Origin of the sequence: Bradyrhizobium sp. CCGUVB23, from assembly GCF_024199885.1 — a bacterium.
In the GTDB taxonomy this organism is placed as follows: domain Bacteria; phylum Pseudomonadota; class Alphaproteobacteria; order Rhizobiales; family Xanthobacteraceae; genus Bradyrhizobium.
This window is the reverse complement of sequence record NZ_JANADQ010000001.1, coordinates 4,027,878-4,054,249: the sequence shown is the minus strand read 5'-3', so window position 1 is coordinate 4,054,249 and position 26,372 is coordinate 4,027,878. Positions and strand designations below refer to the sequence as shown.

Sequence of the window (26,372 nt, the reverse complement as noted above, 5' to 3'; positions counted from 1 at the left end):
ATGGCAGGATCGCAGGACGCTGATCACCCGTTTCGATCAGCGTCCCGCAATCTTGCGCATGGTTTTTGTTTTTCGACGCGCCCCTTCTTTCGAGAACCCATGAAAGAAGACATCTATGTTCAATAAGCATTCAGTCGAGATCGACTGGGGCGGACGCCCTCTCAAGCTTGAAACCGGCAAGGTCGCGCGCCAGGCCGACGGCGCCGTCCTCGCGACCTACGGCGAGACCGTGGTGATCGCCACTGTCGTGGCCGCGAAAGCGCCGCGCGAAGGCGTCGACTTCCTGCCGCTGACGGTCGACTACCAGGAGAAGGCCTATGCCGCGGGCCGCATTCCCGGCGGCTATTTCAAGCGCGAAGGCCGTCCGACCGAGAAGGAGACGCTGGTCTCCCGCCTGATCGACCGTCCGATCCGTCCGCTGTTCGTCGACGGCTGGCGCAACGAGACGCAGGTGATCGTCACCGTGCTGTCGCACGATATGGAGAACGATCCCGATATCGTGGCGCTGGTTGCCGCATCGGCCGCGCTGACGCTGTCCGGCGCGCCCTTCAAGGGTCCGATCGGCGCCGCCCGCGTCGGCTTCGTCAATGACGAGTACGTGCTCAACCCGACCCTCGACGAGATGGTCGATACCCAGCTCGACCTCGTCGTCGCCGGCACCGCCGACGCCGTGCTGATGGTGGAATCGGAAGCCAAGGAGCTCAACGAGGACATCATGCTCGGCGCGGTGATGTTCGGTCACCGCCACTTCCAGCCGGTGATCAACGCGATCATCGAGCTCGCCGAGAAGGCCGCCAAGGAACCGCGCGAAGTCGTCGCGATCGACAATTCCGCGATCGAGAAGGAGATGCTCGGCCTGATCGAGCAGGAGCTGCGCACCGCCTACGCGATCCCGATCAAGCAGGAACGCTACGCCGCGGTCGGCGCCGCCAAGGAAAAGGTGTTGGCGCACTTCTTCCCGGAAGGGCAGGAGCCGAGATACGACAAGCTCCGTGTCGCCGCCGTGTTCAAGGAGCTGGAAGCCAAGATCGTTCGCTGGAACATCCTCGATACCGGCAAGCGCATCGACGGCCGCGACGTCAAGACGGTCCGCAACATCGTCGCGGAAGTTGGCGTGCTGCCGCGCGCCCACGGTTCGGCGCTGTTCACCCGCGGCGAGACCCAGGCGCTGGTCGTGACCACGCTCGGCACCGGTGAGGACGAGCAGTACATCGACGCGCTGTCGGGGACGTACAAGGAAACCTTCCTGCTGCACTACAACTTCCCGCCCTACTCGGTCGGCGAAACCGGGCGCCTCGGCGGCACCAAGCGTCGGGAGATCGGCCACGGCAAGCTCGCCTGGCGCGCGATCCATCCCGTGCTGCCGCCGCACCACGAATTCCCCTACACCACGCGCGTGGTGTCGGAGATCACTGAGTCCAACGGCTCGTCCTCGATGGCGTCGGTCTGCGGCGCTTCGCTCGCCCTGATGGACGCCGGCGTGCCGTTGAAGCGGCCGACCGCCGGCATCGCGATGGGCCTGATCCTCGAAGACAAGCGCTTCGCGGTTCTCTCGGACATTCTCGGTGACGAAGACCATCTCGGCGACATGGACTTCAAGGTCGCCGGCACGGAAGCGGGCATCACCTCGCTCCAGATGGACATCAAGATCGAGGGCATCACCGAGGAGATCATGCGGGTGGCGCTTGGCCAGGCCAAGGAAGGCCGCATCCACATCCTCGGCGAGATGGCGAAGGCCCTGACCGCGGCTCGCGCCGAGCTCGGCGAATACGCGCCGCGCATCGAGACCTTCAAGATCCCGACCGACAAGATCCGCGAAGTGATCGGCACCGGCGGCAAGGTGATCCGCGAGATCGTCGAGAAGACCGGCGCCAAGGTCAACATCGAGGACGACGGCACCGTGAAGGTCGCCTCCAGCGACGGCGAGGCGATGAAGGCCGCGATCAAGTGGATCAAGTCGATCGCGTCCGAGCCCGAAGTCGGCCAGATCTATGACGGCACCGTCGTCAAGGTGATGGAGTTCGGCGCCTTCGTGAACTTCTTCGGTTCCAAGGACGGCCTCGTCCACATCAGCCAGCTCGCTGCCAGCCGCGTGCAAAAGACCACCGACGTCGTCAAGGAAGGCGACAAGGTCAAGGTCAAGCTGCTCGGCTTCGACGATCGCGGCAAGACCCGCCTGTCGATGAAGGCGGTCGACCAGCAGACCGGCGAGGACCTCGAGGCCAAGCAGAAGGCTACCGAGGGCCAGCAGGCTCCGCGCGAAGCGGCCGGCGAGTAAATCTCTCGGCACTGCAAACACGAAGGGCGGCCTCTCGGCCGCCCTTTTTGTTTTCCTTCACCTCTCCCCAGCGGGAAGAGGTAGAGCACCTCAGGCGATGTCGAAGCGATCGGCGTTCATCACCTTGGTCCAGGCCGCGACGAAGTCCTTGGCGAACTTCTGCTTCGAATCCGCGCTCGCATAGACTTCGGCGAAGGCGCGGAGCTGGGAGTGCGAGCCGAAGATCAGGTCGGCGCGGGTCGCGGTCCACTTGACCGCATTGGTCTTGCGGTCACGTCCCTCATACGCGCCGTTGGCAACCGGCGCCCACTGCGTGCTCATGTCGAGCAGGTTGACGAAGAAGTCGTTGGTCAGCGTCCCCGGCTTCGCCGTGAACACGCCGTTCTTCGAACCACCTGCGTTGGCACCGAGCACGCGCAGACCGCCGACGAGAACCGTCAGCTCCGGCGCGGTGAGCACGAGCAGCTGCGCCCGGTCCACCAAAGCTTCCTCCTGCCTCAGGAACTGATGCTTGCCGCCGACATAGTTGCGGAAGCCGTCAGCCCGCGGCTCGAGCGGCGCGAAGGACGGAACGTCCGTCTGCTCCTGCGACGCATCCATGCGGCCCGGCGTGAACGGCACCTTCACGTCGATACCGGCGTCCTTCGCAGCCTTCTCGACCGCGGCGCCACCGCCGAGGACGATGAGGTCGGCAAGCGAGACCTTCTTCTTGCCCGCGTTGAACTCCTTCTGGATCGCCTCGAGCTTGCCGAGCACCTTGGAGAGCTGGGCCGGCTGGTTGACCTCCCAGTCCTTCTGCGGGGCAAGGCGGATACGCGCGCCGTTGGCGCCACCGCGCTTATCGGAGCCGCGGAAGGTCGAGGCCGATGCCCAGGCCGTGGAGACCAGCTCGGACACCGAGAGGCCGGAAGCCAGGATCTTCGTCTTCAGGCCAGCGACGTCGTGCTCGCTGACGAGCTCATGATCGACGGCCGGAATCGGATCCTGCCAGATCAGCGTCTCCTTCGGCACCAGCGGGCCGAGGTAGCGCGCGATCGGACCCATGTCGCGGTGGGTGAGCTTGAACCAGGCGCGGGCAAAGGCGTCCGCGAACTGGTCGGGATGCGCGAGGAAGCGCCGCGAGATCTTCTCATAGGCCGGATCGAAACGCAGCGAGAGGTCGGTCGTGAGCATGGTCGGAACATGCTTCTTGGACTTGTCGAACGCGTCCGGAATGACCGCCTCGGTCACCTTGGCCTTCCACTGCTGCGCGCCCGCGGGGCTCTTGGTCAGCTCCCATTCGTGACCGAACAGGTTCTCGAAGAAATAGTTGCTCCACTTCGTCGGCGTCTGCGTCCAGGTGACTTCCGGACCACCGGTGATCGCGTCGGCGCCGATGCCCGTACCGTGCTTGCTCTTCCAGCCGAGACCCTGATCTTCCAGCGCACCGGCTTCCGGCTCGGGTCCGACGAGAGACGGATCGCCCGCACCGTGGGTCTTGCCGAAGGTGTGGCCGCCGGCGATCAGCGCGACGGTCTCCTCGTCGTTCATCGCCATGCGGAAGAACGTCTCGCGGATGTCCTTGGCGGCCGCGACCGGATCCGGCTTGCCGTTCGGTCCTTCCGGATTGACGTAGATGAGGCCCATCTGCACCGCGCCGAGCGGCGCGGCGAGCTGGCGCTCGCCGCTGTAGCGTTCATCGCCCAGCCACGTGCCTTCGGGACCCCAATACAATTCTTCCGGCTCCCAGACGTCGGCGCGACCACCCGCAAAACCGAACGTCTTGAAGCCCATCGACTCCAGCGCGACGTTGCCGGCGAGAATCATCAGGTCGGCCCACGAGATCTTGCGGCCGTACTTCTGCTTGATCGGCCACAGCAGCCGGCGGGCCTTGTCGAGGTTGGCGTTGTCGGGCCAGCTGTTCAGCGGCGCGAAGCGCTGCTGACCGGCACCGGCGCCACCGCGACCGTCGGTGATGCGGTAAGTGCCCGCGCTGTGCCAGGCCATGCGGATCATCAGGCCGCCATAGTGACCGAAGTCGGCCGGCCACCACTCCTGGGAGTCGGTCATCAGCGCATGCAGGTCCTTGACGACCGCATTCAGGTCGAGCGTCTTGAATTCCTTGGCATAGTCGAAGTCCTCGCCCATCGGATCCGACAGATCGGAATTCCGGTGCAGGACCTGGACATCCAGTTGGTTCGGCCACCACTCGCGGTTCGAGGGTGCGGGTTTGCCGCCCGTGAACGGGCATTTTGCTTGATCGTCCATGAATACCTCCTCTGGTGGCGTCGAACTTCGCCATGACCCAGGTCAAGCGACTCTAGGCGCCCCCTCTTATCAGGTAAAGTTGACTTTAATGATCGCTGCGATAGGATTTTCTGATGATAAATCTGACGCTGCGGCAGCTCCGATATTTCGATGCGCTGGCGCGTCTCGGCCATTTCGGGCGCGCGGCGGAAGCCTGCTCGATCTCGCAGCCGGCGCTGTCGATGCAGATCAAGGAAATGGAGGAGACGCTCGGCGGCCTCTTGCTCGAGCGCAGCGCGCGCCAGGTCGCACTCACGCGCTTCGGCGAGGAGCTCGCCCAGCGCGTGCGCGAGATCCTGCGCTCGGTCGATGAGCTCGGCGACTTCGCGCGCGCCTCGCGCGACCGCTTCGCCGGCCGCCTGCGCATTGGCATGATCCCGACGATCGCGCCCTATCTGCTGCCCACGATCACCAAGAACCTCACGCGCCTGCATCCGGAGCTCGATATCCGCGTGCGCGAGACGATGACACCCAAGCTGATCCAGGAGCTGACCGAAGGCCGGCTCGACACCGCGATCGTCGCGCTGCCGGTCTCCGAACCATCGTTGACCGAAGTTGCACTGTTCGAGGAAAAATTCCTGCTGGTGCGGCCGAGCACGGATGAGGGAACGCCGGTGCCCTCACGCGAGATGATGCGCGAGATGCGGCTCTTGCTGCTCGAGGAAGGACATTGTTTCCGCGACCAGGCGCTGTCGTTCTGCAATATGCAATCGGCCCCGCCGCGCGAGATGCTGGATGCGAATTCACTGTCGACGCTGGTTCAGATGGTCAGCGCCGGCATCGGCGTGACCTTGATCCCGGAAATGGCCCTGCCGGTGGAGACGCGCTCGGCCTCCGTCTCGGTCGCGCGCTTCGCCGATCCGCAGCCCTCGCGCACCATCGGCATGGTCTGGCGCAAGACCAGCCCGCTGGCACGGCAGCTCCTGCAAATCTCCGAGGTGGTGTGCCTGTCGGCCGGCAAGGTGCGCGCACGGCATGCGGCAACAGCCGCTCCACGCAGGGCCTGATCGATCATACCCATGTCCACTCCGGTCATCCGTCCTGCCGAGCCGCACGAATACGACGAGATCGCCCGCGTCTGGATGGAGAGCTGGGTCTCGACCGGCCTGGCGGAGGCAAGCAATTTCCTGCTCGCGAACCTGCGCGCGCGCGTGCGGCGCGAGATCGAGGATGGCTGGAGCCTCTTTGTCGCCGATGATCATGGCGTGATCGCCGCCATGCTGGCGCTGCATCTGCCAAAACTCTATCTCGACATGCTCTTCGTCGCGCCAAGCTATCAGGGACGCTCGCTCGGCCGGCAGCTGCTCGCCTTCACGCGGACGCAGTTGCCCGACGAGATCGTCCTGCGCTGCGTGCGTGAGAACGAGAAGGCCTGGCGCTGGTACGAGCGCGAGGGCTTCATGTTCGAGCGGGAAGAGATCGCGACGGCAACGGGCTTCATGATGAAGTGCTATCGGTGGCGCAGAAAGAACAGCGTCGATCGATTGCCAGGTAGTGTCCTAGTTTGAAATGAAGGGCTGCCTGCGATAGGCTCGCGATGCTCGCGACGGGAGAGCAATGTGGCGAGGTTCAAGCTTAATTCTCCGGGCGCTTGGGGCGAAAAGAACGCCAGAGAATACAGCTATTCGATGGTCTTGGAGACCGATGGCCGAGTTGAGTTATCTGGCCAAGGCGGCTGGCATCCTGATACGCTCGATTTCCCGGTCGGCGTTCCGATTGAGGCAGAGATCAATCAAGCCTTCGATAATGTGGCCTTCATGCTGAATGAGGTCGGGCTTGATTGGGCAAACGTCGCTCACATCAACTCATACCATACGCCGGAACCGGACGGGACGATCCTTGCAGCTACAGCGGAGATGGCGCGGCAGTTTCGCCTTCGGATGCCCGATCATAAGCCGATCTGGACGTGCCTGGGCGTCGCGGTACTTGGCGACCCCAAGATGCACGTCGAAATCCGCGTCACGGCCTTTAGAGAGTGACGGCAACGTGCTTTTTGTAGGGGCTGCGCTTTCCAGGCTTCGGCGCAACAGCGTCCATCTTCTCGCAGAGATCGTCCATCGACCAAAGCGTCTGCGACACGCCAGCGGCGATTGCAGGCTCATTTTCAGTGTCTTGTGCATTTTGATGACGTTGTACCAAAGCGTGCGGAAAGGGAGCGTTGACCAACATCTCGCGTGAAACATGCATCGCAACCCCAGCCGTAGCGACTTGCCAAGTTGCACAAGACGCGCGATGCACGAGGAAAATCGCGTCCCGATGAAAGGTGAGATCCCATGATCAAGCTCTACTGGTCGCCCCGCTCGCGCTCCTTCTCCGCGCTCTGGCTGATGGAAGAAACCGGCCTGCCCTATGAGCGTGTACTGACCGACATCACGACGGGCGCGCAGAAGGCGCCGGAGTACTTGAAGATCAATCCGATGGGCAAGGTACCGGCCCTGGTCGATGGCGATGCCGCGCTCGGCGAGGCGGCCGCGATCTGCGCCTATGTCGCCGATCGCTATCCGGAGACGAAGCTCGCGCCGGCGCCGACCGATCCGCGTCGCGCACGATACCTGCAATGGCTGTTCTTCGGGCCGGCCTGCATCGAGCCCGGGTTGATCCAGATCTTCACCAAGCTCGAGGTGCCCACCTCCACAGCGGCCTGGGGCAGCGCGACGCAAGTGTTCGACGTCCTCGACACCGCGCTGGCCAAGGGACCATGGATCCTTGGCGACGAGTTCACGGCCGCTGACATCGTGATCGGCTCGGGGCTGAACTTCGCCGTGCGGATGTTCAAGTTGGTGCCGCCGCGCCCCAGTTTCGACGCTTATATCGCCCGCTGCGTGGCGCGGCCGGCATTCCAGCGCGCAGAGAAGATCGCGGCGGGGTGAGGCGACTGCGTCGGACTCAAAGCCTGACCTTAAGGACGGCCAGACCGGATTGCTGCAGCAATCCGGACGTCGTGGCCTGGAGGCCGTACCGAATGCCGAGATCGACACGGTTGCTGCCGGCAATGACCAGTCCGAGGCCCGCCGAGTAGATCCATGGCGAGAGGTTGAGACCGTTGGTGACGAAGCTCGTGCCACCTCCGGCAAATGTCGCGCTGATCTGTAATCCCCGATTCCACGCGTTGTAGCCGATCCCGACTTCGCCGGTGAGATAGGCTTGCCTCGCCAGCTGATACGCGCCCTTGAGCCCCGTCGTTAGGGTCAGCTCCCGATAGACTTGCGAATCGACGTTGAGGCTGAAGCCGCCGGCACCATTTTCCTGATAGGCGGGCGAACGCACCTGTCCGTAGTCCAGTCGAAATGACGGCACGAGCGTAAGTCCAACCTCGAGCGGGATCTGCTTCTTGACCGCAACACCGACGTGAGCGCTGTAGGACCGATAGTTTCCTGCTGCGGTGTTGTTGATGAAAGTCAGCGAGCGACTTTCTCCATTGTCATTGAGCGCGCCGTCAAGCTGGGCATCGACGTGAAGGTCGCGGCTGACCGCGTAAGCGCCGTAGAGTCCCAGCTGATATGAATCGATGGCGAGCCGATTGGGAATCGCATCCTCGCTTCCCGTGATCGCCTGACGGGAATAGGCAAACACGCCGCCAAGCATCGCGCGTGGCGAAATCGCAGCGTCCGCGCCGACGGCTACGCCGCCGCCGGAGGCGTTGTATCCGGGGACGCCATCGAGGCTTCCCTGCCGGACGATGCCGCCGAACGGCTTCATCCAGACGTTCCGCTCGGGCACAACGCCGGAGCTGAGCCCACGAATGTCGTCAAGACGTCCCGTGACGGCCTGCTGAAGCGCGCGCTGCGTCGCATAGGTCGCCTGCGACGCCGCGCCGGTGAGAACGGGCAATGTCTGATTAATGGCGTTGGACAGGCTCGGACCGCTCAGATTGTCCAGGGCGAGGAAGCCCGGCACCATGGAGCCCGTCCAGCCAAGCGACGCCGTGGACATTTGGTAGAGCGTGTCGGCCGCGCCAATCCCTGCCCGGTTGTTCTGGGATCGCAGGGTGTCGGCATAGGGCTGCACCAGCGACAGGTAGGCTATCGCGCCGGTCGGATTGCCCGTCAGGTCGTAGGTGCTGACCAGCATCTGCGAACCCGACGCGTCGCCGCTTGCGGTCCCATTGAGACTGGTGAGATTGCCGCGTGACAGCGTGTTGAAGAGAACGTTGCCCTCCGGCGTCACGGAGCCCAGCAGGGTGAAACTGGTGGCACCGCCTGTGGGCGCGATACCGACGCCCCAGAAATATCCGTTCTGATAATTCGTGATGACGAAACGTCCGGGAGTGGACGTGCCGAACAGGGCGGGACTGACGATCCGCCACGGGGTGCCGGCCGTCCATGCCCATTGCGGCACCGAATTGGCCGGGACGGCCTGCGAGGGCGGCGGCGTGAAGGTCGCGGGGTCATAGGGCAGCATATAGGCCCAGTGGGTCACGAGGAGGCTATCCCCCGTGATCATCTGCATTTCCATCTCCGTTACACCGTTGATAGATCGCATGTTGCCGAGGCCGACGGTCACGGCGCCTCCCGAGGTCGGCGTGAACAGCATCGTGATCTGCCCCGCCGTCGTCACGAAGCCCTGGATCGTGCAGGTGTCGGTCACGAGCGCCGACCCGATCTTGAGCTGCGCGACGCTGGTCCCGGTGAATGATCCATTCGTCGCGGTGGATAGCGACCACAGCGTCTGATCGCCGATTGGAATCGGATTCGAAAAACTGGTTTTCGGCGCAGCGTAGGCCAGCAATTGTGCCGTCGGCACGTACCAGTGCGTATTGGACAGGGCCGAATCCCAGATCGCCGACTGTGCCAGGACAGGGAAGCTCGCGCAGGTCAGGGCAGCGCCCGCAATGGACGCGAGCACACCCGCGCGACAGATCGCACGCACCATCGGCAAGATTCCTCCCGAACCGCGGGACGCGCCGGTCGTGCGGCGCTACCGGGCGCAGGAAACATCATGCTATTGCGGAGTCTGCCCCATGATCGTGGGGTGCGAGGAGGCGCCGCGGCCCCGGTCGGGCCTCGGAAGGCTCATTCCGCCTTCAGATCTTCCGGCTTCGGCATCAGGACGATGTTGTAGCCGGAATCGACGTAGTGCACCTCGCCGGTGACGCCGCCGGACAGATCCGACAGCAGATACAGCGCCGAGCCGCCGAGTTCGTCGAGCGTGACGCCGCGGCGGAGCGGCGCATGCTTCTGCTGGAAAGCGAACATCGCGCGTGCCTCGCCGATGCCCGAGCCGGCGAGCGTGCGGATGGGGCCTGCAGAGATCGCATTGACGCGGATGCCTCGTGGACCGAAATCGGCGGCGAGATAACGCACCGAGGCTTCCAGCGCCGCCTTGGCCACGCCCATCACGTTGTAATTCGGCATCGCGCGCATGGAGGCGCCGAAGGTCAGCGTGATCATGCTGCCGCCCTCCGTCATTAGTTCGGCAGCGCGCTTGGCCACTTCCGTGAACGAGAAGCAGGAGATCACCATGGTGCGCGAAAAATTCTCGCGGCTGGTGTCGGCGTAGCGGCCCTTCAGCTCGTTCTTGTCGGCAAAGCCGATCGCGTGGATCACAAAATCGAGGTTGCCCCACTTTTCGCGCAAGGCAGCGAATGTGGCATCGACACTGGCGATGTCCTCGACGTCGCAAGGCAGCACCAATTCCACGCCAAGAGACTCCGCCAGCGGCTTGACGCGCTTGCCTAGGGCATCGCCCTGGAAGGTGAAGGCAAGCTCGGCGCCGTGGGCATGCAGCGCCTTCGCCATGCCCCAGGCGATCGAGTGATCATTGGCGATGCCCATGATCAGACCGCGCTTGCCTTTCATCAGACCTTCCATCGCCTCATAGCTCCCATTTCGACGTCATCGCCCGCCTTGTGCGCACTTGCGCACTGGAGCGGGCGATCCAGTATTCCAGGACGGTTCGTGATAAATCGAGAGGCCGCGGCGTACTGGATGGCCCGCCTTCGCGGGGCATGACCAAATCGAACAATCACGCATCCAGCCGGCTGAACACCAGCGTGGCGTTGGTGCCGCCGAAGCCGAAGGAGTTCGACAGCACGGTGCCGATCTTGGCGTTGTCGATGCGCTTGCGCACGATCGGCATGTCGGCGAACACCGGATCGAGCTCCTGGATGTGCGCGCTCTCGCAGATGAAGCCGTTGTTCATCATCAGCAGCGAGTAAATCGCCTCCTGCACGCCGGTTGCGCCCAGCGAATGGCCGGTGAGCGCCTTGGTGGCGGAGATCGGCGGGCACTTCTCGCCGACGCCGAACACCTTCCGGATCGCCTCGATCTCCGGCGGATCACCCGCCGGCGTCGAGGTGGCGTGCGGGTTGATGTAATCGACCTTGGTCTTGACGGTCGACATCGCCATGCGCATGCAGCGGTCGGCGCCTTCACCCGACGGCGCGACCATGTCGTAACCATCCGACGTCGCGCCATAACCGACGATCTCGCCATAGATGCGCGCGCCGCGCGCCTTGGCATGCTCGAGCTCTTCCAGCACCAGCACACCGGCGCCGCCTGCGATGACGAAGCCGTCGCGATTGACGTCATAGGGACGCGAGGCGGTGGCGGGCGTGTCGTTGTATTTCGAGGACATCGCGCCCATGGCGTCGAACAGGACCGACAGCGACCAGTCCAATTCCTCGCAACCGCCGGCGAAGATGATGTCCTGCTTGCCGATCTGGATCGTCTCGTAGGCATTGCCGATGCAATGGTTCGACGTCGCACAGGCCGACGAGATCGAATAGTTCACGCCCTTGATCTTGAACCAGGTCGCGAGCGTCGCGGACGCCGTCGACGACATCGCCTTCGGCACCGCGAAAGGTCCGACACGCTTCGGTCCCTTGCTGCGGGTAATGTCGGCGGATTCGACGATGGTGCGGGCCGACGGGCCGCCTGAGCCCATAATGATGCCGGTGCGGATGTTGGAGACTTCGTCAGGCCCGAGGCCGGAATCCTGGATCGCCTGCTCCATTGCGATGTGATTCCACGCGGCGCCCTGGCCGAGGAAGCGCATCGCGCGCCGGTCGATCACAGCGGCGGGATCGAGCGTCGGCTCGCCCTGCACCTGCGAGCGGAAGCCCATCTCGGCATATTTCTCTGCCCGCGAGATGCCTGACTTCGCCTCGTGAAGGCTCGCAAGCACTTCCTGGGTGTTGTTTCCGATGGACGAGACAATGCCCATCCCGGTGACCACAACCCGCCTCATGACCGCCTCGCCCTAATCGTTGTCGCCTTCAAATTGATGCGCCTTGCTTCAGCCCAGGCTCGTGCCCTGCTTGAACAGGCCGACCTTCAGATCCTTGGCGCGATAGATAATCGTGTCGTCGACCGAAAGCCACCCGTCGGCAATGCCCAACACCAGCTTTGAGCGCATCACGCGCTTGACGTCGACGTTGTACACGACCTTGTGGGCCTCGGGCAGCACCTGGCCGCCGAACTTCAACTCGCTCAACCCCAGCGCGCGGCCGCGACCCTCGCCGCCGATCCAGCCGAGGTAGAACCCGACCATCTGCCAGAGCGCGTCGAGGCCTAGGCAGCCCGGCATCACCGGGTCGTTCTTGAAATGGCAGCCGAAGAACCAGAGGTCCGGCTTGACGTCGAGCTCGGCCCGCACCAGTCCCTTGCCGAACTCGCCGCCGGTATCCGAAATTTCCGTGATGCGGTCGAACATCAGCATCGGCGGCAGCGGCAACTGGGCGTTGCCTGGGCCGAACATCTCGCCGCGGGCACACGCCAGCAAATCCTCGTATTCGTAACCGTTGCGCCTGTTCAGCATCCCGGAGCCTCTGTTCAAATCCCGATGGGGCAGTTTTGGCGAGAATGGCCCCGTTTCTCGACGGAAGGAGCGCCATTCGCCGTTGTCAGGCGCGAAAACCGCGTGACCGGACGGACCGCGGGCCAAGCCTCGTTGAGCCCGGCTGCGCCAAAATCGGTTAAGCGGGACCGCGCGCTCTCTATCATAGGCCCTCCCGGCGTCAAAGCGCCCTTTACAGGGTAAAATGATCGCATCTCGTCCCGGTTCCGGACCGACTTAGAACCGCTCTAGTTGCGAGAAACTTGCATCTGCATCTATCCGTCCATATATTGCAGAACAATAGTGTTTTCCTCGCGTGCCCTGAAATCGGAAATGAGCGATAGCGCCCCGAACCACCATGACGAAACCGCCCATTCCGCGTCCCTCCACTCCGGACGCCAGCCGGCCCTGACCGGCTGCCCGTGGCACGACGTCAACGAAATGCTCCAGGCCGCCGGGCTTCGCCCGACGCGCCAGCGCATGGCGCTGGGCTGGCTGCTGTTCGGCAAGGGTGCCCGGCACCTCACCGCCGAAATGCTCTACGAGGAAGCGACGCTGGCCAAGGTTCCGGTGTCGCTGGCGACCGTCTACAACACGCTGAACCAGCTTACCGATGCCGGTCTGCTGCGCCAGGTCAGCGTCGACGGCACCAAGACCTATTTCGACACCAACGTCACCACGCACCACCACTATTATCTCGAGAACAGCCACGAGCTGGTCGACATTCCCGACCCGCATCTGGCGCTCTCGAAGATGCCCGACGTGCCCGAGGGCTACGAGATCGCGCGCATCGACATGGTGGTGCGCCTGCGCAAGAAGCGCTGAGTTCTCGAAACAGGACGAGAGATCGTCATGGCCGGGCTTGTCCCGGCCATTTTTATTTGCGTGGTCATTCCGGGATGGTGCGCGAGCACCAGACCTCCGAGCGCAATTGCGCTTCGGAGAATCTCGAGATCCCGGATTGCGATGCTGACGCATCGCCCCGGGATGACGCCTGCGGCGTCAGTTCACCAGCTCGTCGGAGTAGACGCCCCAGAGCCGCTCCTGCTGGATCCAGCCGTCGAAACCGTTGCCCATGACGTGGCACCAGCCTGTGGTGCATTTCTTGACCTGGGCGACGACGCCGGCCTGGAGCTTTGCGGCGACCGCGCTCTCGGTGTCGGCGCGATCATAGATCGGCGCGAGATCGTCCTTGTGCTTCATGGTGACGACCGCGGTGCGGCGCCCCGACAGCAATGAATGATAGACCCAGCCCTCGGCGCCTTCGGAATCGCGCACCCGGCGCCAGTTCTCGAACTCGGCGGTAATTTCGACCGGCAGGCCGGCGCGGGTGTAGACCCAGGCCACATCGTTGTCCTTGGTCGGGCCGGCGCGGACATTCACATGGTCGGATTTGAGGCTGACATAGCGCGGCACGGGAAGGCCGCTCGCGGTCTGAACCGCGTCCTTGGCCGAATGTCCGGGGCTGACCGATGCGCCCAGCCAACCCAAGACGAGCACCACCACCGACCAAAAACGCCCCAACGCCATCACGACCCGTCTCCTGCCGGAACCCTGGCGCAAGCGAGCCGAATTCCGAGAAATCACTTCCAAATCCATGCCGCATGTCCTCTCCCCGCCCCACGCGGGTCTTTCCCTCCGCTGCCGTGGTTCTTGTCTTGGCCCGGCCATCTGCTAGAGAGGACGAGCGTCTAACAAACCAGTTTGGCCCGATTTTCCGGCCGGAAACGTCGGGAGAGCTTGAAGGAAACGCCGGGGACGATGCGGCAAGGCCAGTGTCGAACAACCGGGTTAATGAGGTCTGAACGGTAAGCCTTTGACCACAGAGGCGGCCAGCGAAGCCTCATGAGAGCAGGACATGTCGGTCAAGAAAAAACCCCTCGTCGTCGTGACACGCAAGCTGCCGGACTCGATCGAGACGCGCATGCGCGAATTGTTCGACGCCCGGATCAATCTTGACGACACCCCGATGTCGCGGGAGCAGATCGCGGAGGCCGCGCGCACGGCCGAGGTGCTCGTCCCGACGGTGACCGACCATATCAACGCCGACATCATCAACCAGCCCGACTGCAAGCTTCGCCTGATCGCGAATTTCGGCAACGGTGTCGACAATATCGACGTCGAGGCGGCGCATGCGCGCGGCATCACCGTCACCAACACGCCGAAGGTTCTGACCGAGGACACCGCCGACATGACCATGGCGCTGATCCTCGCGGTGCCGCGCCGGCTGATCGAGGGCGCCTCGGTGCTCACGGAAGGCAAACCCTGGGCGGGCTGGTCGCCGACCTGGATGCTCGGCCATCGCATCGGCGGCAAGCGCCTCGGCATTGTCGGCATGGGCCGCATCGGCCAGGCCGTGGCGCGCCGTGCCCGCGCCTTCGGCCTGCAGATCCACTATCACAATCGCCGTCCCGTCGCCCCGAAGATCGCCGAGGAGCTTGGCGCGACCTATTGGGAAAGCCTCGACCAGATGCTGGCGCGGATGGACATCATCTCGGTGAACTGTCCGCACACGCCTGCGACCTATCACCTGCTCTCGGCACGGCGGCTGAAGCTGATCCGGAAAGAGGCCTATATCGTCAACACCGCGCGCGGCGAGGTGACCGACGAGGACACGCTGATCAAGCTGATCGAAGCCGGCGAGATCGGCGGCGCCGGCCTCGACGTCTACGAGCACGAGCCCGCGGTCAATCCGAAGCTGGTGCGGCTCGCGAAAGCCGGCAAGGTGACGCTACTGCCGCACATGGGCTCGGCCACCATCGAAGGCCGCGTCGACATGGGCGAGAAGGTGATCATCAACATCCGCACCTTCCTCGACGCTCACAAGCCGCCGGATCGCGTGCTACCGAGCATGCTCTGAGATTTATTGTTCGCGCGTCTCGCGTTTGCGCCAGCCGGCGACGAAATCGATGAAGGCGCGCAGCGCGGGCGGCGTTTGGCGCCGGCTCGGATAGTACAGGAACGGTCCCGGAAACGGCTCGCACCAATCCTCCAGCATGCTCACCAGCGCACCGGACTTCAGGGCTTCGCCGACATAGCCATCAAGGCTTGCCCAGATGCCAGCGCCGTCCAGCGCGGCACGCATGGCAAGACCCATGTTGGTCGAGATCAGCTTGGCCGGTGGATCGACTTTCATGATCTGGCCGCCCTTCTCGAATTCCCAATCGTGCATGACGCCGCTGCTGTAGCGGGCGCGGATGCAATCATGGTCGAGCAAATCGTTCGGGTGCCGGGGCATGCCGCGCCGCGCGACGTAATCGGGTGATGCGACGACGACATAGCTTTGCGGACCGCTCAGCGAGATCGCCACCATGTCCTGCGCGAGATGCTCGCCATAGCGCACGCCGGCATCGAAGCCCGCACTGACGATGTCGACGAAACCGCTTTCGGAAACGATGTCGAGATCGACCTGCGGATAGGCCGCGAGGAACGGCCCGACCATCGGTGCCAACACCAGATCGACCGCCGGCGGCGGCGCATTGATGCGCAGGCGGCCCGACGCAACCTCGCGCAGGCCCCGGACCTGATCGAGGGCATTACCAACATCCCGCAGCGCCGGGGCCACGCGCGACAGCAGCAGCTCGCCTGCCTCGGTCAGCGCGACGCTGCGGGTGGTGCGGTTCATCAGACGGACGCCGAGGCGCTCCTCCAGATCTCGTAGGCGCTGACTGAGACTCGACACGGATACGCGAATGTCCTGCGCCGCGCGCCGGAAGTTGCGGGTGCGGGCGACAGCAACGAAGACGTCGAGATCACGCAGGTCAGGATCGGCCATTGTTCGATATGATGAACAAGCTATTCTGAATTGTCCAGCTTATCGGCGTAATCGGCCATGCGCATATCTGACCTCATCACGCGGCGCAGCCTGCCCGCCATTCGAGGAGAGCCATCATGGAACAGCGCAAACTCGGTTCAACCGGCCCCACCGTCACTGCGATCGGTCTCGGCTGCATGGGCATGTCGGAGGTCTACGGACCGGCCGACCGCGATGAGAGCATCGCCACGATCCATGCGGCGCTCGATGCGGGCATCACGCTGCTCGACACCGGCGACTTTTACGCCATGGGCCACAATGAAATGCTGATCCGGGAAGCGTTGAAGGATCGCCCGCGCGACAAGGTGCAGCTCAGCGTCAAATTCGGCGCGCTGCGCGGACCCGCCGGTGAATTCGCCGGAATCGATTGCCGGCCGGCCGCGATCAAGAACTTCCTCGCCTATTCGCTTCAGCGGCTCGGCACCGATTACATCGACATCTATCGCCCGGCGCGGCTCGATCCCAATGTTCCGATCGAGGAGCCGATCGGCGGAATCGCCGAGCTGGTGAAGGCCGGCTACATCAGGCATATCGGCCTGTCCGAGGTTGGCTCCGACACCATTCGCCGCGCGCACGCCGTACATCCGATCGTCGATCTCCAGATCGAATATTCGCTGATCGCGCGCGGCATCGAGCGCGATATTTTGAAGACCTGCCGCGAGCTCGGCATCGGCATCACCGCCTATGGCGTGCTGTCGCGCGGTCTGATCAGCGGCCACTGGACAAAGGACAGCGGCAAGGCCGGCAGGGATTACCGGTTGATGACCCCGCGCTTCCACGGGGCGAACCTCGACGCCAATCTCGCGCTTGTCGACTCGCTGCGTGCGATCGCTACCGAGATCGGTGCCACGCCGGCGCAGGTTGCGATCGCGTGGGTGGCGGCGCAGGGCAAGGAGATCGTGCCGCTGGTCGGCGCCCGCACCCGCAACCGTCTCACCGAGGCGCTCGGCTCGACCAAGGTGACACTGACGCCGGCGCATCTTGCGGCGCTCGCAAAAGCCTTCCCGCCGGATGTCGCCTCCGGCACGCGCTATGCCGCCGAGCAGATGGCACATCTGGACAGCGAGCGGCCGCTCGCGCGCTGAGCAAGCCCGCCACTACTCGCGGTGGATGCTCAGATCGTCGAAGACGGGTCCATCGCCGTTGAGCGGATTGGCCGGATCGCGCGCGTAGCGCAGCGTCTCGAAGCGCATCGCGCGCGCATCCAGCATCAACAGACGGCCGACCAGGCCCTCGCCGAAGCCGACGATCTCACGGATTGCTTCCAGCGCCATCATCGAGCCCAGCACGCCGGCGAGCGCGCCCATCACGCCGGCTTCGGAGCAGGCCGGCACGGTGCCCGGCGGCGGCGCCTCCGGGAACAGGCAGCGATAGGTCGGATTGAATTCACCGGCCTCGTTCTTTTCGTGCGCGCGGATTGTCGTCAGCGAACCGTCGAAGGTGCCGAGCGCGGCCGTGATCAGTGGCCTCTTCGCGAAGAAGCAGGCGTCCGAAACCAGATAGCGGGTTGAGAAATTATCGGAGCCGTCGAGCACGAGGTCGTAATCGCCGATCAGGCCGAGCGCGTTGTCGGCGTTGAGCCAGGTGGCGTGACCGACGAAGCGCACATGCGGATTGAGGGCCGCGATCCGCTCCGCGGCGCTCTCGACCTTGTGCCGGCCGATATCGGGCGTCGTGTGGATGACCTGGCGCTGAAGGTTGGAGAGCGACACGACGTCGTCATCGACCACGCCGAGCGTGCCGATGCCGGCGGCGGCAAGATACATCAGGGCCGGCGCGCCGAGACCGCCGGCACCGATCACCAGCACGGAGGCCTGCTTCAGCGCGGCCTGACCCGGCCCGCCGACATCGCGCAGCACGATATGGCGGGCATAGCGTTCGAGTTCGTCGGGACTCAGCATCGTCGTTCCTCTCTTGACCCTCATGGTGAGGAGCGCGGAACGCGCGTCTCGACCCTGAAGGCCCGCATGTCACCCGGGGCCATCCTTCGAGACGCGGCCTTGAGGTCGCTCCTCAGGATGAGGACATGAGAACATGGCTTCGCGCCCTCTATCGCAGGCCTGAACCACCCCGAGATTGTTTGCGACCAACGAGATGTGCTTCAATGAGCCCACGTTCAATGGCCGGGTTGGATTTGTCATGAGATCGATGCTCGCGGCAACATTTGTGTTGGTGACCGCGGCGAGCGCGCACGCGCAGATGACGACGCCGCCGCTTCCCGGCACCAGGCCGAAGACGGTCCAGACCGTTCCGATCCGTCCCGCATTGCAAACGCCGTCCGAGACCGCGGACGCCATGGCGCAGGCGGAGCGCCTTCTGCTGCAATCCGACCTCGCCTGGGTCGGGCAGTATAACGGCGCGATTACCGGCGACGTCAGCGAGCGCATGGTCAACGCCATCAAGGAATACCAGAAAGCGAACGGCGGCAAGCCGACCGGTGTGCTGAACCCGCAGGAGCGGGCCGCACTCACCGAGACGGCGCGCAAGAAGCAGGAGAGCGTCGGCTGGAAGATCGTGATGGAGCCTACCAGCGGCGCGCGGCTCGGCATCCCCGGCAAGCTCGTGCCGCAGCAGGCGACCGACGCCAACGGCTCGAAATGGACCTCGCCGACCGGCACGGTGCAGGTGCTGCTCAGCCGCCGCAAGGAGGCGAACCCGACCACCGCAAAGCTCGCGGAAGTCGAGAAGAAGGACCCCGCCGGGCGCAAGGTCGATTACACGGTGGTGAAGCCCGACTTCTTCGTGCTGTCGGGATTGCAGGGCCTGAAGAAGTTTTACGTGCGCGGCACCTTCAGGGGTGACGAGGTGCGGATCATGACGATCCTCTACGACCAGGCCATGGAAAACACCGTCGAGCCGGTCGTGATCGCGATGTCGAGCGCCTTCAACGCGTTTCCCTCGATGCCGCAGGCGGGACCGCCACCGCGGAAAACCGTCGAATATGGCACCGGCATCGTCGTTACCGACGACGGCGCGATCGTCACCGACCGTCTCGTGACCGACGGGTGCCTTGCCATCACCATCGGGGGCTATGGCAATGCCGACCGGCTTGCGGAGGACAAGGAGCACGATCTCGCGCTGCTGCATATCTACGGAGCGCGCGGATTGAAGCCGCTGAACTTGGCGAGCGGGGCGGCCAAAGCGGCCGTCGATGTCATCGGCATCGCCGATCCGCAGAATCAAGGCGGCAGCGCCGCGGTCTCGAGCCTCAAGACTGCGCTGGCGCCCGTCACCGGCGGCGATGCAGCGCTCTCGCCGGCGCCGGCGGTCGGATTTTCCGGCGCCGCCGCGATCGATGGTGACGGCAAGTTCGCCGGCATCGCACTGCTGAAACCGTTGGTCGTCGCCGGCCCCGCCAACGCGGCGCCTGCCGCGCAGGCCGTGATGGTGCCTGCCGATGCCGTGCGCGATTTCCTGAAGGCGAACGATGTAACCGGCAATGGCAGCTCGACGGATGCAAAAGCGGCCGTCGTGCGCGTCATCTGCGTGCGGAAGTAACGATCAGGCGACGGCCACGCTTCTTCTCTCGTGTCCCGGACGAGGCGCGGCATGAAATGCCGCGCCTCCGAGCCGGGACCCATGCAACCCAAATACTCAGCGCGCAGTTTCTGGGCCCCGGCTCAGCAGCGCACCGCTGGCGCGCTGCGCTGCTTCCGGCGCACGAGCGGTACGTACGACTACTGATTCAGTATTGCTACGGATTCGCCGCAATCCCAGATTCCGCCATCATCGTACCGTTGATTCGGACATCCGCGATCCCTTTGGATCGGGCCGGGCACGTCCTGAGCGAGAAGAGCTCAGCATCGCCATCGATGCACGTTCGCGTGGCGTTACCCGAGACCCAAGCATTCCAGAGGATTCAACATCTATGCATACTATCGTACTGGCCACCCAAAAGGGTGGCAGTGGCAAGAGCACCCTTGCCATCGGCCTCGCGCTGGCCGCCCGGCAGGCCGGATTCAGCGTTCGCCTGATCGAGACCGACCCGCAGGGCACGCTGTCCAACTGGCAGCGCCGCCGCACCACGGCTGATCCCGTGGTCGAACCGATCTACCAGGCCTCCAACATCGAGCCACGTTTGAAGATGCTGGCGGCGAGCGGCCTGCAGCTCGCGATCGTCGACACCGCGGCCGGCCTCAGCGCCGCGACCACCGCTGCAATTCGCCATTCCGACCTGTGCCTGATCCCGGCCCGGCCCACGGTCGCTGACATCGAGGCTACCGCCTCGACGCTCAGCGTCGCCCGCGCCTGGAAACGGCCCTTCGGCTTCGTGCTGAACCAGACACCGATCCGCGGCCAGCGCATCGACAATGCGGCCAATACGCTCGGCGAGGAAGCCGCGCTCGAGCTCGCCGACGTGCTCGCGCGCCCGATGATCGTAATGCGCAACGATCACCAGGATTCGCTCGCCGCCGGCCTTGCCGTCAGCGAATTCGCGCCTGGCAGCAAGTCGGCCGCCGAGATCCGCGGGCTCTGGGATTGGATCGAGACCCGGCTCAACCTCGCGACGACGACCAATCTGCTGATCGATCAGGTCATCTCGGCCGCCAACGGAATGTTGCACGCCGCCGCAGAGATCACGTCGAAGGACACAGCTACACTGGCGTCCTGAGCGGGGCGATCGCTCAGACGACAGCCGGGCTCCCCGTTTTCCGGTAGCAGGGCGCCCAAGCTGCGAAGCAATCCGCCCACCAGCCCGGCCGGATTGCTTCGCTTCGCCATTCGAAGGCTTCATCCGCCCCGTCATTGCGAGCGCAGCGAAGCAATCCAGAATCTTTCCGCGGTGACAGTCTGGATTGCTTCGCTGCGCTCGCAATGACGCTCGTGGTGGGTTCGTCAGCCGCGCAGAGACTCACGGCTTTCTCGGCCGCGAGCTTGATCCTCACTTCTGACATTTCGGGCACCAGAACGTCGATCGTCCGTTCTGGGTGAAGCGCTTCACGATGCCGCCGCAGCCCGGCGTCTTGCAGGGCTCGCCTTCGCGATCATAGACCTTGAACGAATGCTGGAAGTAGCCGAGCTCGCCGGTGGTCTGGCGATGATCGCGCAGGCTCGAGCCGCCCGCCTTGATGGCGTCGTTGAGCACGGCATGGATCGCGCCGACCAGCCGCTTGGCATGATCGGTCGGCTCCTCCTTTCGCGTGACAAGCGTGGCGGCGATCCGGCGCGGCGACAGATGCGAGCGATGTAGCGCCTCGCAGACATAGATGTTGCCAAGCCCCGCCACCACACGCTGGTCGAGCAGCGCGGCCTTCAGGCTGGTCTTCTTGCCGGCGCAGGACTGCGCCAGCATCGCGGCGTCGAATTCGTTGCCGAGCGGCTCGGGGCCGAGCCCGCGCAACAGCGGCTCGTCCTCGAGCGCGTTGCGCGCGATCACTTTCATGTAACCGAAGCGGCGCGGATCGTTGAACACGATGTCGGCGCCCGAGGACATGCGAAACAGCACGTGGTCGTGCGAGGAGTCCTTGCCCCTGGGATAGTGAAATTCTCCCGGCGACTTTTCATCATTGGGCTTGATCACGCGGAATGAGCCGGACATGCCGAGATGCATCAACAGCACGTCGCCGGAGGCGAGATCGGCCATGAGATATTTTGCGCGCCTGCCGAGCCCGGTGACCACCTGGCCCTGGAGCCGTGCCACGAAATCCGGCTGAAAGGGAAAGCGCAAATCGGCCCTGCGGGCCTCTGCCTTGACGATTTTGGCGCCTTCCATGACGGGCTGGAGGCCGCGGCGGACGGTCTCGACTTCGGGCAATTCAGGCATGGTCAGGCATTCACCTTATGAGGGCGGTGTGATAGCGCCATTGCGGCGGCCGCGCTATGGTCCGCCTCGTGGAGTAGAGTAATGGATCGGCCGGGCGAAACCACGCATTTTGGCTTCAGGGACGTCCCCCTGAGCGACAAGCAGACGCTGGTGAACGACGTGTTTCACAGCGTCGCCTCGCGCTATGACCTGATGAACGACCTGATGTCCGGTGGCCTGCACCGGGTCTGGAAGGACATCATGATCAACGCGCTCGACCCGCCGCGGAGTGACCGGCCGTTCGCGCTGCTCGACGTCGCCGGCGGCACCGGCGATATTTCGTTCCGCGCCGCCAAGGCGGCAGGCGCCGGCTTTCATGCCACGGTCTGCGACATCAACGCCAACATGCTGGCCGTGGGACGCGAGCGCGCCGAGAAGCGGCATCTCGACACCCAGGTCGACTTCGTCGAGGGCAATGCCGAAGCGCTCGCTTTTGCCGATCGCAGCTTCGACGCATATACGATCGCTTTCGGAATCCGCAACGTGCCGCGGATCGATCTCGCACTTGGCGAGGCCTATCGGGTGCTGAAGCCCGGCAGCCGCTTCCTGTGCCTGGAGTTCTCCACGGTCGAGATGCCCGGGCTCGATCGTCTCTATGACCTGTTCTCGTTCAAGGTGATTCCGCCGCTTGGCCGCATGGTCACGGGCGATGCCGAATCGTATCAGTATCTCGTCGAGTCCATCCGCAAATTCCCCAAGCCGAACGCCTTCGCCGACATGATCCGCGCGGCCGGCTTCTCCCGCGTGAGCTGGCAGACCCTGTCCGGCGGCATCGTCGCATTGCATTCAGGCTGGCGTTTGTGATCTCTGCCATTACCCACATTGCGCGTCTTGCCCGCGCCGCGATCGTGTTTGCGCGCGAGGGCGTGTTCGGCGCCGTCGATCCGAGCCTGGTGCCGCCGCCTGGACAACTCGCCCTGAAGCTTGCCCGCCTCGTCGAACGGCGCGGCCCAAAGCACGGACCGCGGCTGTCGCGCGCGCTGACCCGGATGGGCCCGGCCTATCTCAAGCTCGGCCAGTTCCTGGCAACACGCCCGGACGTCGTCGGCGTCGTCATGGCGCGCGACCTTGAAAGCCTCCAGGATCGCCTGCCGCCGTTTTCGCAAGCCGAGGCGGAAGCCGCGATCGCGACATCGCTGGAGCGTCCTCTGACGGAGGTGTTCGCGAGCTTCGGCCCGCCCGTTGCGGCGGCCTCGATCGCGCAGGTGCATCGTGGCGAGGTGGTACGCGACGGCGTGCGCAAGGCGGTCGCGATCAAGGTGCTGCGACCCAACGTCGCCGCGCGCTTCCGACGCGACCTCTCCGATTTCTTCTTCGTCGCACACAAGGCCGAGACCTATTCGGCGGAAGCACGCCGCCTGCGCCTCGTCGAGGTCATCAACACCATGTCGCGCTCGGTCGCGATGGAAATGGACCTGCGGCTGGAAGCGGCCGCGCTGTCGGAGATGGCGGAGAACACGCAGGGCGATCCGGATTTCCGCGTGCCCACGGTCGATTGGGATCGCACCACGCACAACGTGCTGACGATGGAGTGGATCGACGGCATCGCGCTGAACGACCACGTGCGCCTGCAGGGGGCCCATGTCGACCTGCCCGACCTCGGCCGCAAGGTCATCCAGAGCTTTCTGCGCCACGCGCTGCGCGACGGCTTTTTTCATGCCGACATGCATCCGGGAAATATGTTCCTGGACGATGCGGGACATCTCGTCGCGGTCGATTTCGGCATCATGGGCCGGCTCGGCCTGAAGGAGCGGCGCTTCCTCGCCGAAATCCTGCTCGGCTTCATCACCCGCGACTATCGCCGCGTGGCGGAGGTGCATTTCGAGGCGGGCTACGTGCCCTCGCACCATTCGGTCGAGAACTTTGCACAGGCGATCCGCGCCATCGGCGAGCCGATCCACAACCGCACCGCCGAAGAAATCTCGATGGCGAAGCTGTTGACGCTTTTGCTCGAGGTCACCGGCCTGTTCGACATGCAGACCAGACCCGAGCTGATCCTGCTGCAAAAGACCATGGTGGTGGTCGAGGGCGTCGCGCGCGGCTTCGATCCCAAGCTCGACATCTGGAAAACCGCCGATCCCGTGGTGCGCGAGTGGATCGCGCAAAATCTCGGCCCGGTCGGCCGCATCCAGGGCGCGATGTCCGGCGCCGGCGAGCTCGGCCGGGTGCTGGCGGGACTGCCTGCAATCGCGAGCCGCGCCGTGACAGTGCTCGAGCAGCTGGAAACCATGACCCGCGAAGGCCACATGCTGTCGTCGGACACGATCGAGGAAATGGCCCGCGCGGAGGGCCGCAAAGCTCGGTGGCAGACGATTGGCCTTTGGGTTATTGCCCTCGCCCTGGTCGGAATCCTGCTCGCCATCCGAGGGAATTGATTGCAATGCATTCATGATGTGATAGCATTGCCATCATTCCCTGCTGGAGGGCGTCATGGCCAGCCTGACCATCCGCAAGCTCGACGAAGGCGTCAAAACCTATTTGCGCCTGCGCTCGGCCAAGAACCGCAGGTCGGTCGAGGAAGAGGTCCGGGTCATCCTGCGGGAGCTGATCGAGGGCCGCGAGGAGCCGCTGACGCCGTTCGCGGCGCCGCCCGCGGCGTCTCCCGCTCCCCCATCCCCGCGCACCGGCGCCGTGGCCGAGGTCAGCGTCACCCTGATCATCGGCGGCGGGATCGCAGCCTACAAGTCGCTCGACCTGATCCGCCGGCTCAAGGAGCGGCGCGTCGACGTCCGCTGCGTGCTGACCAAGGCCGCGCAGCAATTCGTCACGCCACTGGCGGCAAGCGCGCTCTCCCATGAGCGTGTCTATACCGACCTGTTCGATCCCCAGAGCGAGTTCGACGCCGGCCATATTCGCCTCGCGCGCGACTGCGACCTGATCGTGGTGGCGCCGGCGACCGCCGATCTGATGGCCAAGATGGCATGCGGTCATGCCGACGATCTCGCCAGCGCCGTCCTGCTCGCCACCAACCGAAAGATCCTGCTGGCGCCGGCGATGAATCCGCTGATGTGGAATAACGCCGCGACACGCCGCAACGTGGCGCAACTCCAGCGCGACGGCGTGGTGATGATCGGCCCCAACGCCGGCGAGATGGCGGAAGCGGGCGAGGCCGGCGTCGGCCGGATGTCCGAGGCCATCGAGATCGCCGTCGCCGCCGAGCGCCTGCTGCGGCCGCCGGTGCCGCGGCCGCTCGCGGGCAAGCGCGTGCTGATCACCGCGGGGCCAACCCACGAGCCGATCGATCCGGTGCGCTACATTGCCAACCGCTCCTCCGGCAAGCAGGGCTTTGCCATTGCCGCCGCCGCGCAGGCCGCAGGCGCCGAGGTGATCCTCGTGAGCGGCCCGGTCGACCTCAACGATCCCGACGGCGTCACGGTCAAGCACGTGGAATCGGCCCGGCAGATGCTGGAGCATGTGCAGGCCTCGCTTCCGGTCGATATCGCCATCTTCGCCGCAGCGGTTGCCGACTGGCGGGTCGCCAATGAGGGCGAGCAGAAGCTGAAGAAGACGTCGGCCGGCATGCCGCCGCTTCAACTCGTCGAAAACCCCGACATCCTCGCCACGATCTCGAAACTCAGCGACAAGCGTCCGCCGCTGGTGATCGGCTTTGCCGCCGAAACCGAGCATCTCATCGACAACGCCAAGGCCAAGCTCGCGCGCAAGGGCTGCGACTGGATCGTTGCCAACGACGTCTCGCCGGCAACCGGCGTGATGGGCGGCGACCGCAACACCGTGCATCTGCTCAGCCGTAAAAGCGGTGGGGAGGACGGCGAGATTGCGGTTGATTCCTGGCCGGTGATGACCAAGGAACAGGTCGCCACCGAGCTGATCGCGCATGTCGTAAAGAGCGTGGCCGACAAATCCCTGGAGCCCGCATCTTGAGCACGAAGGTCACCGTCGAACTGCAACGCTTGGGCCATGCCGAAGGCCTGCCGCTGCCGGCCTACCAGACGGCCGAGGCCGCCGGCCTCGACCTGATGGCCGCCGTTCCCGAGGGCGAACCTCTGACGCTCGCCCCCGGCAAGCACGCGCTGGTGCCGACGGGACTCGCGATCGCATTGCCGGCCGGATACGAGGCGCAGGTGCGGCCCCGCTCCGGCCTCGCCGCCAAGCACGGCGTCACCGTGCTGAACTCGCCCGGAACGATCGATGCGGACTATCGCGGCGAGATCAAGGTGATCCTGATCAATCACGGCGATACGCCGTTCGAGATCAAGCGCGGCGAGCGCATCGCGCAGATGGTGATCGCACCTGTCGTTCAGGCCAGTCTGGTTCCCGTCACCACGCTGTCGGCGACGGATCGCGGCGCCGGCGGCTTCGGCTCCACCGGACGCTGACACAGCCGCGAGTTGGCTTCACCTCTCCCGCTTGTGGGAGAGGTCGCGGAGCGAAGCGACGCGGGTGAGGGCTCTTTC

Annotated in this window: 24 protein-coding genes; 14 read left to right on the top strand and 10 right to left on the bottom strand. The window is 64.6% G+C overall.

What is annotated here, in order from left to right; genetic code table 11:
• Window positions 1–115: 115 nt before the first annotated feature.
• Window positions 116–2,278, top strand: coding sequence for a polyribonucleotide nucleotidyltransferase (gene pnp, locus NLN62_RS18525; protein WP_254109770.1), 2,163 nt, complete (start codon window positions 116–118; stop codon window positions 2,276–2,278).
• Window positions 2,279–2,368: 90 nt separating this feature from the next.
• Here the strand turns inward: pnp and katG are convergent, their stop codons facing one another.
• A complete protein-coding gene (gene katG, locus NLN62_RS18520; RefSeq protein ID WP_254109769.1) occupies window positions 2,369–4,525 on the bottom strand; it encodes a catalase/peroxidase HPI in 2,157 nt (718 codons plus the stop codon).
• Window positions 4,526–4,638: 113 nt separating this feature from the next.
• On the opposite strand from katG, the gene NLN62_RS18515 reads away from it, so the two are divergent.
• Genes NLN62_RS18515 through NLN62_RS18505 form a run of 3 tightly spaced genes read left to right on the top strand, consistent with a single transcriptional unit; the run spans window position 4,639 to window position 6,543 of the window.
• Window positions 4,639–5,571 (top strand): hydrogen peroxide-inducible genes activator, encoded by a 933-nt coding sequence (locus NLN62_RS18515; RefSeq protein WP_254109768.1) that lies wholly within the window; start codon window positions 4,639–4,641, stop codon window positions 5,569–5,571.
• Between the two features lie 12 nt (window positions 5,572–5,583).
• Complete coding sequence (locus NLN62_RS18510) at window positions 5,584–6,072, top strand: GNAT family N-acetyltransferase (protein ID WP_027528321.1); 489 nt, start codon at window positions 5,584–5,586, stop codon at window positions 6,070–6,072.
• Window positions 6,073–6,123: 51 nt separating this feature from the next.
• Window positions 6,124–6,543 carry a Rid family hydrolase gene (locus NLN62_RS18505; protein WP_027528320.1) on the top strand — a complete coding sequence of 140 codons (420 nt, stop codon included), beginning with the start codon at window positions 6,124–6,126 and terminating at the stop codon, window positions 6,541–6,543.
• On the opposite strand, the gene NLN62_RS18500 is transcribed toward NLN62_RS18505, so the two are convergent.
• Window positions 6,533–6,751, bottom strand: a complete 219-nt coding sequence (locus NLN62_RS18500; protein WP_156944961.1) for a hypothetical protein — start codon at window positions 6,749–6,751, stop codon at window positions 6,533–6,535. The genes NLN62_RS18505 and NLN62_RS18500 overlap by 11 nt on opposite strands.
• 86 nt (window positions 6,752–6,837) lie before the next feature.
• On the opposite strand from NLN62_RS18500, the gene NLN62_RS18495 reads away from it, so the two are divergent.
• Window positions 6,838–7,434, top strand: coding sequence for a glutathione S-transferase family protein (locus NLN62_RS18495; RefSeq protein WP_027528319.1), 597 nt, complete (start codon window positions 6,838–6,840; stop codon window positions 7,432–7,434).
• Between the two features lie 16 nt (window positions 7,435–7,450).
• On the opposite strand, the gene NLN62_RS18490 is transcribed toward NLN62_RS18495, so the two are convergent.
• The 4 genes from NLN62_RS18490 to fabA form a co-directional block, all read right to left on the bottom strand.
• Window positions 7,451–9,436: an autotransporter outer membrane beta-barrel domain-containing protein gene (locus tag NLN62_RS18490; protein ID WP_254109767.1), complete on the bottom strand. Its 1,986-nt coding sequence runs from the start codon at window positions 9,434–9,436 to the stop codon at window positions 7,451–7,453.
• A 140-nt stretch (window positions 9,437–9,576) separates the two neighbouring features.
• On the bottom strand, window positions 9,577–10,374 hold the full coding sequence (gene fabI, locus NLN62_RS18485) for an enoyl-ACP reductase FabI (protein ID WP_254109766.1): 798 nt from the start codon (window positions 10,372–10,374) through the stop codon (window positions 9,577–9,579).
• A gap of 154 nt (window positions 10,375–10,528) precedes the next feature.
• On the bottom strand, window positions 10,529–11,752 hold the full coding sequence (gene fabB, locus NLN62_RS18480) for a beta-ketoacyl-ACP synthase I (protein ID WP_027528316.1): 1,224 nt from the start codon (window positions 11,750–11,752) through the stop codon (window positions 10,529–10,531).
• Window positions 11,753–11,800: 48 nt separating this feature from the next.
• Window positions 11,801–12,322: a 3-hydroxyacyl-[acyl-carrier-protein] dehydratase FabA gene (fabA, locus tag NLN62_RS18475; protein WP_254109765.1), complete on the bottom strand. Its 522-nt coding sequence runs from the start codon at window positions 12,320–12,322 to the stop codon at window positions 11,801–11,803.
• 351 nt (window positions 12,323–12,673) lie between these two features.
• Here fabA and irrA point away from each other — a divergent pair, with 351 nt between their 5' ends.
• Window positions 12,674–13,165, top strand: coding sequence for an iron response transcriptional regulator IrrA (irrA, locus tag NLN62_RS18470; protein ID WP_027528314.1), 492 nt, complete (start codon window positions 12,674–12,676; stop codon window positions 13,163–13,165).
• Between the two features lie 177 nt (window positions 13,166–13,342).
• On the opposite strand, the gene NLN62_RS18465 is transcribed toward irrA, so the two are convergent.
• Complete coding sequence (locus NLN62_RS18465; RefSeq protein WP_027528313.1) at window positions 13,343–13,870, bottom strand: SH3 domain-containing protein; 528 nt, start codon at window positions 13,868–13,870, stop codon at window positions 13,343–13,345.
• A 328-nt stretch (window positions 13,871–14,198) separates the two neighbouring features.
• Here NLN62_RS18465 and NLN62_RS18460 point away from each other — a divergent pair, with 328 nt between their 5' ends.
• Window positions 14,199–15,200, top strand: coding sequence for a D-glycerate dehydrogenase (locus NLN62_RS18460; protein ID WP_027528312.1), 1,002 nt, complete (start codon window positions 14,199–14,201; stop codon window positions 15,198–15,200).
• Between the two features lie 3 nt (window positions 15,201–15,203).
• On the opposite strand, the gene NLN62_RS18455 is transcribed toward NLN62_RS18460, so the two are convergent.
• On the bottom strand, window positions 15,204–16,115 hold the full coding sequence (locus NLN62_RS18455) for a LysR family transcriptional regulator (RefSeq protein ID WP_254109764.1): 912 nt from the start codon (window positions 16,113–16,115) through the stop codon (window positions 15,204–15,206).
• Window positions 16,116–16,231: 116 nt separating this feature from the next.
• On the opposite strand from NLN62_RS18455, the gene NLN62_RS18450 reads away from it, so the two are divergent.
• Window positions 16,232–17,239, top strand: a complete 1,008-nt coding sequence (locus NLN62_RS18450) for an aldo/keto reductase (protein WP_027528310.1) — start codon at window positions 16,232–16,234, stop codon at window positions 17,237–17,239.
• A 12-nt stretch (window positions 17,240–17,251) separates the two neighbouring features.
• On the opposite strand, the gene NLN62_RS18445 is transcribed toward NLN62_RS18450, so the two are convergent.
• Window positions 17,252–18,055, bottom strand: coding sequence for a molybdopterin-synthase adenylyltransferase MoeB (locus NLN62_RS18445; RefSeq protein ID WP_027528309.1), 804 nt, complete (start codon window positions 18,053–18,055; stop codon window positions 17,252–17,254).
• Between the two features lie 238 nt (window positions 18,056–18,293).
• Here NLN62_RS18445 and NLN62_RS18440 point away from each other — a divergent pair, with 238 nt between their 5' ends.
• Both NLN62_RS18440 and NLN62_RS18435 read left to right on the top strand, forming a co-directional pair.
• Window positions 18,294–19,652: a serine protease gene (locus NLN62_RS18440; protein ID WP_027528308.1), complete on the top strand. Its 1,359-nt coding sequence runs from the start codon at window positions 18,294–18,296 to the stop codon at window positions 19,650–19,652.
• A gap of 370 nt (window positions 19,653–20,022) precedes the next feature.
• Window positions 20,023–20,766: a ParA family protein gene (locus NLN62_RS18435; protein WP_027528307.1), complete on the top strand. Its 744-nt coding sequence runs from the start codon at window positions 20,023–20,025 to the stop codon at window positions 20,764–20,766.
• A 270-nt stretch (window positions 20,767–21,036) separates the two neighbouring features.
• Here the strand turns inward: NLN62_RS18435 and mutM are convergent, their stop codons facing one another.
• Window positions 21,037–21,918: a bifunctional DNA-formamidopyrimidine glycosylase/DNA-(apurinic or apyrimidinic site) lyase gene (gene mutM / locus NLN62_RS18430; RefSeq protein WP_254109763.1), complete on the bottom strand. Its 882-nt coding sequence runs from the start codon at window positions 21,916–21,918 to the stop codon at window positions 21,037–21,039.
• An 81-nt stretch (window positions 21,919–21,999) separates the two neighbouring features.
• Between mutM and ubiE the strand changes: the two genes are divergently transcribed.
• From ubiE to dut, 4 genes are read left to right on the top strand one after another with little or no spacing between them, the layout of a single operon-like run.
• Window positions 22,000–22,761 (top strand): bifunctional demethylmenaquinone methyltransferase/2-methoxy-6-polyprenyl-1,4-benzoquinol methylase UbiE, encoded by a 762-nt coding sequence (gene ubiE, locus NLN62_RS18425; RefSeq protein ID WP_254109762.1) that lies wholly within the window; start codon window positions 22,000–22,002, stop codon window positions 22,759–22,761.
• Window positions 22,758–24,332 (top strand): 2-polyprenylphenol 6-hydroxylase, encoded by a 1,575-nt coding sequence (gene ubiB / locus NLN62_RS18420; protein WP_254109761.1) that lies wholly within the window; start codon window positions 22,758–22,760, stop codon window positions 24,330–24,332. Before ubiE ends, ubiB begins: the two co-directional genes overlap by 4 nt.
• 55 nt (window positions 24,333–24,387) lie before the next feature.
• Complete coding sequence (gene coaBC / locus NLN62_RS18415) at window positions 24,388–25,839, top strand: bifunctional phosphopantothenoylcysteine decarboxylase/phosphopantothenate--cysteine ligase CoaBC (RefSeq protein WP_254109760.1); 1,452 nt, start codon at window positions 24,388–24,390, stop codon at window positions 25,837–25,839.
• Window positions 25,836–26,294 (top strand): dUTP diphosphatase, encoded by a 459-nt coding sequence (dut, locus tag NLN62_RS18410; RefSeq protein ID WP_027528302.1) that lies wholly within the window; start codon window positions 25,836–25,838, stop codon window positions 26,292–26,294. Before coaBC ends, dut begins: the two co-directional genes overlap by 4 nt.
• Window positions 26,295–26,372: the final 78 nt, after the last annotated feature.